1 pseudogene is annotated in these 271 nt (G+C 46.1%); it reads left to right on the plus strand.

The annotated features are described in order from the left end of the window. Positions 1-228: pseudogene (locus R2R70_RS20430) on the plus strand (hypothetical protein); the annotation flags it as partial. Positions 229-271: the final 43 nt, after the last annotated feature.

Consider the following 271-nt stretch of genomic DNA (forward strand, 5'->3'; position numbering starts at 1 on the left):
CTAGACAAACTAGACTCTATTTTGTATGGCCCCAAAAGCCCGCTTAACTTTTTCACCAAACGCTGGCACATGGAAGTAGACAAACACCAAACCCTAGGCGAAGGCCAAAAGTATTTAGTAAGCGACTCCGCAATAAGCCTAATAACGTTAGATAACGGCGACTTGTCCCGCTATCAACTCATCCACGGCGACGGCCACACCACTGAATTCGACTTAGAACACAAATAAAGCCCGGCATTGCCTTTATTGTAGAAGTAGAGCTTGCTCACGT

The organism is Cobetia sp. SIMBA_158, from assembly GCF_046566945.1.
GTDB classification, from domain to species: Bacteria; Pseudomonadota; Gammaproteobacteria; order Pseudomonadales; family Halomonadaceae; genus Cobetia; species Cobetia amphilecti.